General features: G+C 51.3%; 14 protein-coding genes. 5 read left to right on the top strand and 9 right to left on the bottom strand.

Annotated features, from left to right (window positions below; translation table 11 throughout):
* Positions 1-133 precede the first annotated feature (133 nt).
* Together VIN66_RS06555 and VIN66_RS06550 are read left to right on the top strand one after the other, a co-directional pair.
* On the top strand, positions 134-754 hold the full coding sequence (locus VIN66_RS06555) for an FMN-dependent NADH-azoreductase (RefSeq protein ID WP_331923229.1): 621 nt from the start codon (positions 134-136) through the stop codon (positions 752-754).
* A gap of 34 nt (positions 755-788) precedes the next feature.
* Positions 789-1,268: a carboxymuconolactone decarboxylase family protein gene (locus VIN66_RS06550; RefSeq protein ID WP_331923228.1), complete on the top strand. Its 480-nt coding sequence runs from the start codon at positions 789-791 to the stop codon at positions 1,266-1,268.
* 90 nt (positions 1,269-1,358) lie between these two features.
* On the opposite strand, the gene hmpA is transcribed toward VIN66_RS06550, so the two are convergent.
* The 5 genes from hmpA to VIN66_RS06525 are packed head-to-tail and all read right to left on the bottom strand — an operon-like array spanning position 1,359 to position 4,031.
* Positions 1,359-2,549 carry an NO-inducible flavohemoprotein gene (hmpA, locus tag VIN66_RS06545; protein WP_331923227.1) on the bottom strand — a complete coding sequence of 397 codons (1,191 nt, stop codon included), beginning with the start codon at positions 2,547-2,549 and terminating at the stop codon, positions 1,359-1,361.
* Between the two features lie 25 nt (positions 2,550-2,574).
* On the bottom strand, positions 2,575-3,423 hold the full coding sequence (locus VIN66_RS06540; protein ID WP_331923226.1) for an NnrS family protein: 849 nt from the start codon (positions 3,421-3,423) through the stop codon (positions 2,575-2,577).
* Position 3,424: 1 nt separating this feature from the next.
* Positions 3,425-3,586 (bottom strand): NnrS family protein, encoded by a 162-nt coding sequence (locus VIN66_RS06535; protein ID WP_331923225.1) that lies wholly within the window; start codon positions 3,584-3,586, stop codon positions 3,425-3,427.
* A gap of 12 nt (positions 3,587-3,598) precedes the next feature.
* Complete coding sequence (locus VIN66_RS06530) at positions 3,599-3,778, bottom strand: hypothetical protein (RefSeq protein WP_331923224.1); 180 nt, start codon at positions 3,776-3,778, stop codon at positions 3,599-3,601.
* Position 3,779: 1 nt separating this feature from the next.
* On the bottom strand, positions 3,780-4,031 hold the full coding sequence (locus VIN66_RS06525; RefSeq protein ID WP_331923223.1) for a hypothetical protein: 252 nt from the start codon (positions 4,029-4,031) through the stop codon (positions 3,780-3,782).
* Positions 4,032-4,200: 169 nt separating this feature from the next.
* On the opposite strand from VIN66_RS06525, the gene norR reads away from it, so the two are divergent.
* The gene (gene norR, locus VIN66_RS06520; RefSeq protein ID WP_331923222.1) at positions 4,201-5,766 is read left to right on the top strand and encodes a nitric oxide reductase transcriptional regulator NorR; all 1,566 of its coding nucleotides are present in this window, start codon (positions 4,201-4,203) and stop codon (positions 5,764-5,766) included.
* A gap of 33 nt (positions 5,767-5,799) precedes the next feature.
* Here norR and VIN66_RS06515 read toward each other — a convergent pair whose 3' ends face one another.
* Positions 5,800-6,810, bottom strand: coding sequence for a metal-dependent hydrolase (locus VIN66_RS06515; protein ID WP_331923221.1), 1,011 nt, complete (start codon positions 6,808-6,810; stop codon positions 5,800-5,802).
* A 182-nt stretch (positions 6,811-6,992) separates the two neighbouring features.
* Here VIN66_RS06515 and VIN66_RS06510 point away from each other — a divergent pair, with 182 nt between their 5' ends.
* Positions 6,993-8,615 (top strand): methyl-accepting chemotaxis protein, encoded by a 1,623-nt coding sequence (locus VIN66_RS06510; RefSeq protein ID WP_331923220.1) that lies wholly within the window; start codon positions 6,993-6,995, stop codon positions 8,613-8,615.
* Positions 8,616-8,655: 40 nt separating this feature from the next.
* Here the strand turns inward: VIN66_RS06510 and VIN66_RS06505 are convergent, their stop codons facing one another.
* The 3 genes from VIN66_RS06505 to VIN66_RS06495 all read right to left on the bottom strand — a co-directional run bounded on the left by VIN66_RS06505 (position 8,656) and on the right by VIN66_RS06495 (position 10,352).
* Positions 8,656-9,402: a class I SAM-dependent methyltransferase gene (locus VIN66_RS06505; protein ID WP_331923219.1), complete on the bottom strand. Its 747-nt coding sequence runs from the start codon at positions 9,400-9,402 to the stop codon at positions 8,656-8,658.
* 136 nt (positions 9,403-9,538) lie between these two features.
* Positions 9,539-9,943, bottom strand: a complete 405-nt coding sequence (rnk, locus tag VIN66_RS06500; protein ID WP_331923218.1) for a nucleoside diphosphate kinase regulator — start codon at positions 9,941-9,943, stop codon at positions 9,539-9,541.
* On the bottom strand, positions 9,930-10,352 hold the full coding sequence (locus tag VIN66_RS06495; RefSeq protein WP_331923217.1) for a GreA/GreB family elongation factor: 423 nt from the start codon (positions 10,350-10,352) through the stop codon (positions 9,930-9,932). The genes rnk and VIN66_RS06495 overlap by 14 nt, the downstream gene beginning before the upstream one ends.
* Positions 10,353-10,728: 376 nt before the next feature.
* Here VIN66_RS06495 and VIN66_RS06490 point away from each other — a divergent pair, with 376 nt between their 5' ends.
* Complete coding sequence (locus VIN66_RS06490; protein WP_331923216.1) at positions 10,729-11,250, top strand: OmpA family protein; 522 nt, start codon at positions 10,729-10,731, stop codon at positions 11,248-11,250.
* The last annotated feature ends 150 nt before the right edge of the window (positions 11,251-11,400 follow it).

The following is an 11,400-nucleotide window of genomic DNA, read 5'->3' as shown; positions in this document are numbered from 1 at the left end:
CTGATAACCGGTCGTCATGTCCTACCTAGATACATTGTTTTTGTATCTTTTTAATATGGCATGAAGCGCTAGAATTTGCACATCAACTTTGAGTAACAACGATAGCTGACTAGCCGCCAGCGCAGGAGAGAATATGAAACTATTGCATATTAAAGTCAGCCCGAACTTAGCCGGCTCAGCATCGAGAGAGGTTGGCAGCCACCTGCAGAGCAAGTTGCAGCAACGTTATCCTGCACTGACAGAAACCGAGCTGGATTTAGGCCAGCAATATTTGCCGCATCTGGATGCGTTGACCGTGAGCGCTTTTTTAACCAAACCCGATCTTCGCACTGTGGCGCAGCAAAATGCCATCGCCTTATCGGAGCGTCTGGTCGACCAATTGCTGGCGCATGACACCTTACTGATTTCCTCACCGATGTGGAACCTGGGTTTACCCTCAGTGCTAAAAGCCTGGTTTGATCATATTACCCGTGCCGGCCGCACCTTTGCGTTTACCGACCGCGGCGAAAAGGTGGGCCTGGTTAGCGGTAAAAAGGTTTTTGTTGTGGTGGCTAGCGGCACGCCTTTTATTGGCCGGCCAAATGAAGGGAACGATCAGTTTACCCCTTATATCAGCACAGCTTTGCGCTATATCGGTATTACCGATGTGCGTTTTATCCGGGTTGATGGCACGCATCACCCGCAAACCCGAGACGCTGCTGTACCTGATGCTATTGCCGCAGCTGATCTTATTGTCGACCTGTTAACTGACTAACTTAACGCTAAAGCTAAACACTGGAGCAACTATTATGACTGCACGTTTAAACCACTTTGAAACCGTACCGGCGCTGACAAAAGCCCTGATGGATGCAAGCATGGCTGCCTATAAAACATCTATTGATCCGCTGATTAAAAGCCTGATTGATATCCGGGCGTCACAGCTGAACAACTGTGCCTTTTGTCTGGATATGCATATTAAACAAGCCAAAATTAAGGGCGAGCGCGAACTGCGCATTTACCATGTGGCTATCTGGCGCGAGTCACCGCTGTTTAACGCCAAAGAAAAAGCCGCTCTGGCCCTGACTGAAGCGCTGACCAAATTGCCGGAAACCGGCATCAGTAACGAGCTGTATCAGGCGACTAAAGAGCATTTTACTGATGTGGAGATCTCTGAGCTGACTTACAGCATTGGCCTGATCAACTTCTGGAACCGGATGCAAATTCTTGCACAGGTAGAGCCAGGTTCACAGGATACTGCTTTTGGCCTTACCAAAGCCGGCCTGAATTAACCCCGGGTAAAAATCCACCTCCATAGGAGGTGGTTTAAGGCTGACAATTAAAGAAAACCGGAGGTGTTAACGCACCTCCGGTTATTGCTGTTACAAATCGCTATGCGGGCCAAACACTTCGTAGTGAACGCACTCTGGCGTGACACCAAGGGCCAGTAACTGGTCTTTAGCAAACTTCATAAAACCGGTCGGGCCGCAGATATAAAACTGTCCGCTTTGCAGCGGCAGTTCATCAGCTAACGGTGACAACTGCATCAGGCCACTGAATTGGTGGTGGCTTTGTGGCGCGGCCTGGTTATACCAGGTGTAGCAGCGTAACTGCGGCAGTTGTTGTTGTAACTGTGCCAGCCTGGCTTTAAACGAATGTTGCTGCGGGTTTTCACAGGCGTGCAGGTACCAGATTGGTGTGGGTTCTGCCCGCGCGGCTAAGGTTTCCAGCATCGACATCATCGGCGTCAGGCCGACACCGGCAGAAATCAGCACCGTTGGTACAAACACCGATTTCAGGTAAAAATCGCCGGCCGGTGGCATGGCTTCAATCACATCGCCGACCTTAACCTGCTGATGCAGATAGTTTGACACCAGGCCGGGCTGTGGTAAGTCTTCACGTTTGACGCTGATACGGTAACTTTTACCATTAGGTTTATCTGATAATGAGTACTGGCGGATCTCGACATAATCTGCATGCGGTGGTTTTACTTTTACGCCCAGATACTGGCCACTCTGGTAAGACACCACAGCGCCGCCATCTTCCGGCACCAGGGTAAAACTGGTAACCAGTTCTGACTCTTGCGTTTTGGCCGCAACCACGAATCGGCGCGCGCCGGTCCAGCCGCCATTCGCCTGTGCGGTGTGCTGATATAACTGCTTTTCACGACCAATCAGAATATTCGCCAGTAGCTGATAAGCTTCTGTCCAGGCGGTGGCAACTTCGTCGGTAAATTGCTCCGGTGCCAGTTCTTTTAAGGTGCAAATCAGGTGATGCCCCACAATGTCATAGTGCTCTGGCAGTATAAAGAAACTGGTGTGCTTATTGGCCATCCGTTCTACTACAGCGCCCAGTACGCTTGGGTTATCAATATGTTTGGCGTATGACGCTACCGCACTGAATAAGGCAAATTGTTGCTTGCCGTTTAGTTGGTTACTCATATTAAAAATGTTTTTCAGCTCCGGGTTTACGGTGAACATGCGGTTATAAAAGTAGTTGGTTACCGCCACGCCGGCGTTCTCAAGCAGTGGTACGGTACTTTTTACTAAACTGATGGTTTTTGCAGATAACATAACAACCTCATTGATGGTAAACACATCAGCCCGGCCGGCCATCCAGCCGCGGTGATGTAAGAATGGGTAAGTACACCCGGATAAAAATCAGAAACGCGACCAGCCAGAGCGCACCGCTCAGTTGCCACAGCAATAGCGGTTTGGCCAGCAGTACAGCCAGCGTGCGGGCCACACCCGACAGCAACACGGCAGCGAAGCTTAGTGTCAGTAAGTTGCTAACCAGCAGTGGCCGGCCGGTATGGCCAAGCGATACCCTGGCCATCATCGACAGCATCATCGCGGCCATAGCGCTTATCGCCACCAGATGCAGCATATCTTTGAAGTACAACAGCCCTGTCAGCAGGCTGATTGCCATTAACATCAGGCCCAGCGCCATTGCCAGATAAGACAGGTGCAGTGACCACAAAAGCGGATGCTTTAGTAGCTTGGGGGTAAACCAGAGACCAAGGCGCAGCAGATGTAGCAGTGCGCTTAGCAGCATCAGATAACCCGGAGAAAACAGTGGTGGGTAAAAGCCGCTGCTGACAAAAAGAGCTGTCGCGGGCAGAGAAACAAACAGCACGATTTTATTCAGCCGTGGCGTGCTGCTTTGTGTTGTTGCGGTGGCTCTGGCAGTGAAAAATGGGATCACCCGCGCGCCGACAATGCCCATTAACAGGCAGAACATCAGGATCATGCTGTGGCTTAAATGCGCGGCATAATCAGGCATGTCAGCGTGCGCCAGCAGCAGAAAGCTCAGGTTAAGCAGCATCATCACCAACAAAATGGCGATAAACTGATAGTTACGCCGGCTTTTAGCCAGCCATAACTGGCGGGAAAAAGCGGCCAGTACGCCAAGCCACCACAGGCTTTGCAAACCCAAAAGCAGCACCATACTACTTTTGCCCGTAACTAAATAGCGGCACAAAGCGTGCGGCCAGCCAGCACAGTGATAACAACGCCAGCTTAGTGCCACGTAGTGCCGGTACGTTAGTCCAGTTCTGCGCGGCGGTAAGCAAAAAGCCGGCGGCGACCAGAGCACCAAAACCAAATAGCATCTCATGGGCATGCTACAAAGAGGCGGGCAGCAGTTGCTGGACGCTCCACCAGCCGGATAGCTGACCAAGCCACAGCGCAGCGGAAGCCAGTGCCCAGGCACCTGCCAGCAGAAAAAATGGCCTAAATGCCAGCGCCAGTACAGCAGGGGCTGCACTGGTAGCCGGGGTAATATTTACCGGTTGCACCGCCACGTTAACGCACCTCGCGCTTTAACGCATACAGGGCGATACAGCGGCCGACATAGCTTATTTTCACCAGTGTTGCACTGGCCAGCATACTCAGGTGGCCAGCAATCAGCTGCGGTAGTGAAAACCATTGCTCGAACGGGTAACACATCAATACTGTTGCCAGCAACACCGCTGCTGAAGCTGCTAAAAAGCCGTTTGCCCAGTACAGTAATCTTTCATAGTTGGCTTGCCGGGGTAGAGAGACTAGTGTGTGCATAAACACCTCCGCTTAATGGTTGTGCCTTACTACAGCAGAAGTTATGCCATGATTTTATTTTTATTATTTTCAAGTGTTTATGATTTATTAATTTTATTATGAGTCATAATGACCTATTCTATTTCGTAGTTATTTTGAATCTTTGAAGTCATTTTGACTTGGGTGGGGTATGTCAGAACAGAACAACAGGTTACTGCTGGAGGTTGCGCTGGATTTAGCCAACAGCCTGAACAATGAAGACCGGTTTGACCGCTTGCTGACATCCGTACGCAAGGCCATCCGCTGTGATGCTGTCGTGCTGCTGGGTTTACATCAGCAAGTGTTAACTCCTCTGGCCGCGCAGGGATTATCCGCTGATACCATGGGCCGGCGTTTTGCACTGGCTGAGCATCCGAGGCTGCAGCAGTTATGTTTAAGTGCCGGGCCGCACCGTTTTCCGTCGGACTGCCCGTTACCCGATCCTTATGATGGTCTGTTGCTGGCCCGCAGCGGCGATCTGCCGGTGCATTCCTGTATGGGGCTGCCACTGTACTCTGATAAGCAGTTACTCGGGCTGTTGACGATAGACAGCCTGGAGCCGGATGCCTTTACCCAGATTGACAATAAAACGCTTGAGCTGATGGCGGCATTGTCAGCCGCGACGCTGAAAACTGCCTTTGCTATGACTCAACTGACGATGAGCGCCCGTCATGCACAGCAGCTGGTGCAGGAACTGACACAGGAAGCACTGCTGCGCGATGGCGGGGAGCTGATAGGGCAGAGCAGTGCAATGCAGGCGCTACGCAGTGATATTCAGCTGGTAGCGGGTTCAGATTACACGGTACTGATCCAGGGCGAGACAGGCGTGGGCAAAGAACTGGTTGCCCGCACCCTGCATCAGTTATCCGGTCGTAGCAGCGCACCTTTGGTGTATTTAAATTGCGCGTCTTTGCCGGAAAGCCTGGCTGAAGCGGAGTTATTTGGTCATGCCAAAGGTGCTTTTACCGGCGCTGACCGGGAACGGCCAGGTAAGTTTCTGCTGTCGGATGGTGGTACCATTTTTCTGGATGAAGTGGGCGAGTTGCCGCTCAGTATGCAAAGCAAACTGCTGCGGGTACTGCAAAGCGGCGAAATTCAACCGGTGGGTAAAGATGAGGTACAAAGCGTTGATGTGCGCATCATTGCTGCAACCAACCGCGATTTACAGCACGAAGTGCAGCAAGGCCGCTTTAGGGCTGATTTGTATCACAGGTTGACGGTGTATCCGCTGACCGTGCCACCGCTGCGTCAGCGTCAGGATGATGTACTGCTGCTGGCGGGGTATTTTCTCGAACACACCAGCCGTAAATTGGGTATCCGCCAACTGAAATTATCTGCTGATGCCGCTTCGGCACTGCTGCAGTATCACTGGCCTGGCAATGTGCGCGAGCTGGAGCATGTTATCAGCCGCGCGGCGTTAAAAGCTGCCGGCCAAACCGGCCGCAGTGGCATTGTCAGTATCGGTAGCGCTTTGCTGGAGCTGAGCGCAGCTGCGCCAGTGGTTAATCAGCACACGCCGCAGGTTATCACTGAGCAAAATGTAACGGATTTAAAAGCCGCAACAGAGCTTTTTCAGCGCCAGCTGATTTTGCAGGCACTGCAGCATTCACAAGGTAGCTGGAGCCTGGCTGCCCGTCAGCTTGGGCAGGACAGGGCAAACCTGGCCCGCTTAGCCAAACGGCTGGGCATCAGCGTCAGCAAGAACGTGCAGTATTGACTGGCGGTAGCACCGAGCGTATGTACGACGCTGCTAAGGCGACGCTGTCACATAAGGCGATGGCAGTTGCACCCCCCACATGCGTTGCCACAGCCAGGGGAGCGCTGTGGCGGCATCGCGGCGCATTGGTTGCTGTATCACTGCCCTGTGGTTGCTTGGATCTACCTCAAACTGAAACGCGTAGCTGCCTTCCTGCCCCATACGTAAATCCGTCAATAGCAACGAATCGCCTTGCTGCGCCAGCGTGTAAAAACCGCGGCTGAACCAGCTAAGCTGCTGCACAGCTTTGACATCGGCATAGCGTTGTTTCAGGCTGGTATCCTGTGCTATCAGCGTAAATTCAATCTGGTCGCTGCTGTCAAACAGCGAATAAAACCCTTCGGCGTATCCCTGGTCTGTCATCACTACTATGCGCCACAGTATTGTGTTCAGTGGCGCCGGTGTAACCAGAACTTGCTGATAACTGCTAAGCTGCTGCCTGGCATTATGCGTAGCAATGCCAGTGACATATTGCTGTGCCGCGAAGCTCCACGCCAGATAGATGCCCGATAGTACCAACCCAATTGTATTGGCCCGATAGCCTTTAGCGCTGCCGGAGAGCAAAAACCACAACACGCCGACGAGCAGAGGCAGGGTATACAGCGGGTCGATAATAAACATGCTGCCTACAGCAAAAGGCGTGTTGGTAAAAGGTAAACCAAACTGGGTGCCGTATACCGTCATGGCATCAATACCCGTGTGGGTAATCAGGATCAGCCAGGTTGCGAGTAGCCAATGGCGATAATAGCTACGCTGGTTGCAGCATAAGGCTGCCAGCCAGGCCAGCAGTGGCGATATCAGCGTTTGATAAAATAAGGCGTGGCTCTCAGTGCGGTGCAGCACCATATTGCTGACAACATCGCCATAATCGACCAGCACATCTAAATCGGGCAGGGTACCGAGCACCGCGCCGGCCAATGCGACTTTTACTTTACTACCCGGCTTTTGGCCCAGTGCTGCAACGGCGACCGCCGCACCCAGGGTTAGCTGTGTTACTGAATCCATACTCTTGCTACCTGCCCGACACTAAAGGTTGTCAGTTTACGTTAAAAGTCATGTAGTTGGCAGTTTGCGAAATATTATTCTAATATGAGCGAGTATAAATATTCAGCTGTTGCCATGTCTGGTCGCTTTTACTGACATAGACAACTAAACCTGCCACATCAGCCGTATTGAGATGTCATACTATGCTAAGAAAAATACGTATTACCAAACGATTATCCATTGCGTTCGTGCTGATGGGGCTGTCAACGCTGTTTGTCGGGGTAATGGCGATACTGAGCCTTAACGAAACAGAGCGGCATTTTGACAATATTGCCGAGCGGCGCCTACCCGCATCAATACTGGCGGGAGAGCTAAACCGTGACTTTCTGCTGATACGTATTTACACCCTGGGTATGCTAAATGCGCATACCGCAGAGGCGCGGGAAAATAACCGCACCCTGATGAATAACCTGCTGGGCAGCTATGATGAAACCGAGCGCAAGCTGGCAGAGTTTCATAAAACGCCACAAGGGCGGGCGGTATTTGAAACTGTCGACAGTGCGCGCAAGCACTACGATCAGCTGCATAAGCAGTTATTACAACTGATTGACGCAGGCAGCCAGCAGGAAGCACAGGCATTTGCCCGGCAAAGTTTCAGCCAGGCATCGGTTGATTTCAATAATGCACTGACGCAGATGTTTGAATACCAAAAAAGCACTGCAGACATAGCGGCAGATGCCGCTCATCACAGTGTAAAGCAAGGCAAAACGGTTACCACAGTGGTGATTGTTATCGCCACCTTGTTTGGTGCCGTTCTGGCCTGGTTGTTCAGCAGAAGTCTGATTGTGCCGATGCGTAATGCGGTATCAGTATCGCAGCGTATTGCAGCAGGTGATTTAACTGCCGTTATACAGGACAACGAACCGGATGAAGCCGGTGATATGGTCAGAGCCATGGCACAGATGCAGCAGCAGCTGCGCCAGACGCTGGATGAAATTAATAAATCATCTTCGCAGTTGGCAGCCACGTCAGAAGAGCTTAGTGTAGTCACCGAGCAGTCTACCCAAACCATGCATCAGCAAAGTGATGAGCTGGACCAGGCCGCTACCGCAGTGACTGAGCTAACAACAGCGATTGAAGAGGTTGCCCGTAGCGCCGTTACCACATCGCGCGACTCTGAACTGGCTGATGAGAAAACCCGTCAGGGGAAGAATCAGGTTGAGCACACCATTAAGAATATCCGTGATCTGGAGAGTGAGCTACAGCATACCGGTAACAGCGTCGGTAACCTGGCAACGCGGATCCGTGATATTGCCTCGGTGCTGGATGTTATCCGTGCTATTGCTGATCAGACTAACCTGTTGGCTTTAAATGCCGCTATCGAAGCCGCAAGAGCCGGAGACAGCGGCCGTGGCTTTGCGGTAGTAGCCGATGAGGTGAGGGCGCTGGCGCACCGAACTCAGGAATCTACTAAAGAAATAGAACGTATGATGGGGGCGATTGACGCTGAAACGGCCACCACAGTAAGTGCTATGAGCAGCAGTAGTGCAAGAGCCGCAGAAACCTTGCAGGTAGCGCATCAGGCCGGTGAAGCTCTACAACTTATCGCCGAAGCGATATCACAGATCAATAACCAGAATCTTACCATCGCCAGTGCCGCAGAACAGCAAGCCACTGTAGCCCGTGATGTAGACCGCAATCTGGTTAATATCCGTGATTTGGCTGCACAAACCGCTTCAGGCGCCAATGAAACTCAGGCATCCAGTGCTGAGCTGGCGCGGCTGGCAGAGCAGCTGAATAACCTGATTAACAAATTCAGCTTATAACTGTTGCAGGCACAGCTGTGCGATGCAGTTGTGCCTGTGATCAGCGCTTAATGCACACGAACAGTGCGTTACCGGATGCCTGATCCCAGGGTACTATATTGTCGTACTGATGCGCCAGAATATGCACTTCAAAAAACGGGCTTAGCAGTGCTTGCAGCTGATGGAAGCTAATAGCGACCATCGGGTGCTCGTCGCGCCACAGCTCAGTTGTTGCCTCATTGATTTTAGCGATACTCAGTTTAAGTGATTGCTGCTCGCCAGCACCGGCATAATGCCAGCCCGATTCAAACACAAACTGGCTGTCCAGATGATGAGTGCTGTGGCGTACCACACTGCTGTTACAGATTTTATCTTTATCCACCGCATTAAAGCAGAATACACCGCCTGTAGTTAAAGCATTAAATACGCTGCTGATGCACTGCTGTAGCTGCGTTATGCCTGGATTATAATGAATGGAGTACAAAAAACAGGTAATAAGGTCGACCGGTTGGTCCAGTGTAAAATTGCACATGTTCTGCAGCACAAAACGCGCTTGCGGGCAGCGGGCCTGCGCCAGTGTCAGCATTGGCTGGTTCAGGTCAATTCCTGTGCATTGGTAGCCCAAGCTTAGAAAATGATAGATATGCGGGCCCGTACCGCACGCCAGATCCAGATGATTACGACCAGCGTTGCCCAGCAACTGGTGCAGCCGGTGCACGGCCTGGCTTTGCGCGTGATAGTCGATATCGCAGCACATCAGGTCGTAATAAATGGAGAGATCAGTATATAACGCATTGGAAGACTGCATAACTAACAGCACTTCAGGCTGAATTTCGGTGGCGCATTCTATAGCAGAATAAGCATTTCGCGAAGCAGCATTTTTGACGAACACAAATCGGCTATGCCCGGCTCACAGAGTGGTCGGGCAGGGCTGTTAAGAACGTTCAGCGGTGGTAGGCACCTGCACGTTCAGGCTGGTAGATAACTTCGTCAACGGTTATCACCGACATTTCGCCGCCAGGTAGTGGCCAGTTGATGCTGTCACCGCATTTTAGCCCGAGTAAAGCACTGCCTACCGGCGCCAGTATCGATATTTTGTCGCCACTTGGGTCTGCATCTTTGGGGTATACCAGCGTCAGGGTGCTGGACTTACCGTTAGCCAGGCTAAAGCGTACAGTCGAATTCATACTAACGACGTCTGCCGGTAGCTGTTGCGGCGGTACAATAATTGCGCGCTGCAACTCCTGGCTTAATGTATCGTAGCCAACGGTGTCCTGGCTCAGACTGGCCAGCAAATTATCCAGCCTGTCAAAATCAGTGGTGGAAAGCGTGATGTCAGGGGTTTTCATTAAAGCTCCTTATCTTATTTGGCGTAATACTCATCACAGTAAGTACACGCAGGTTAAGTTGATGACGTAACAGCCTTAACTGAACATCATGATCAATCGTTTTACCCAGCAGGTCAGCGCCAAGCGGCGAGAGTATTGAAATACGGTTTCGACGATAGCTCGCTTGCGACGGTGCCACCAGCTGCAGCCAGCCCCGCTCGTTAGTATCCAGATTTTTCAGTTCAACTGAGCTGCCTAACCGGATTGCACTGCTGTCGCAGTTGAATTTGCTCTGACGACGATAGTCCGCCAGTGAATGCACAATGTGGTTCAGTTGCAACGCTGTAAACGGCAAAAATTGCTGACAGGCCAACGCTGCAACGACGCTGGCGATAGTGTTATGTGACGCTTTGGGATAACAGAAATACATTATAGCTCCGCATTACAGAAGCAAAAATGAACAAAATGGTTTAACGAAAAAGTGTCAGGCCGGTTTCGCGCAGGGCAAAACCGGCCTAGGAATGGAAGGCGATAGCGGTGTAATACTGGCCGGTCACCGTAGTGGTGAGCGCAAAGAATTTTTGGTTTGGCATGGCTGCACCATAGAGTATCTGACGCCAAAGTGCAATCCCATAAAACTGTGCGGATACTACTGATAATGAATGCACACTACATGGCAGTGTTATTACGCCGGTTTCATTTTGATTAAATATATTTATTTGTTGTTAAGTTTTGGTATTTATTTGCTGCCGCGAAAAGATTAAAGTGTGCGCCATTATTGATGACTTATGTAAGGAGTATCTATTTTGCGCGCAGTATTGGTTCTGTCAGTTGCTTTATCAACATTTTTATATACCGGTTGTGCCAGCACCTCAGGCAATAAAGCCGACGTGGTGAAAGCAGACGTTGCCAGGCCGCAATCTGTGTTTCTGGCCCGGCTACAGCAGCGCACCACTGCACAGACGTCTGAACTGACTGATGGCAGCATCAAGGTGGCGTTTCCCGGCATTACAGCGTTTTCTCACGACGGTGCCAGATTAAGTGACGAGCAGCAAAGTCTGCTCAGCGGTGTGGTTGAGTCTCTGGAGCATATTAACTATCAGAAACTGACCGTGGTTGGACATACAGATAGTTCAGGCCAGTTAGCTTACAACAACAAGTTATCGCAGCAGCGGGCTGATCAGGTAAAAACATTTTTACTGCAGCAGGGGTTAAAAGCAGAACAGGTTGCAGCTGAAGGGCGCGGCCCGGCAGAGCCGGTGGCAGATAATAAAACTGCGCAGGGCAGAGCGGCAAACCGGCGGGTAGAAATTGTATTAGCGTTCTGAACAACTGAGGGTTCTGAACAGACGGTTGCTGTCACTGCAACCGTTGTTTGCGCAGCAGGCGGCTGTACTTGGCTGACAAACATCAGGTTGTCGTGTCAGCCGCCTTTATGTTAGATGGCTTACTCGGTCAGTACCCAACCGTTGTCCGTT

The sequence above is a fragment of the Rheinheimera sp. genome, from assembly GCF_036568245.1.
Taxonomy (GTDB): domain Bacteria; phylum Pseudomonadota; class Gammaproteobacteria; order Enterobacterales; family Alteromonadaceae; genus Alishewanella.
Note: the sequence above shows the minus strand (reverse complement) of the source record. Positions and strands in the feature narration are given on the sequence as shown.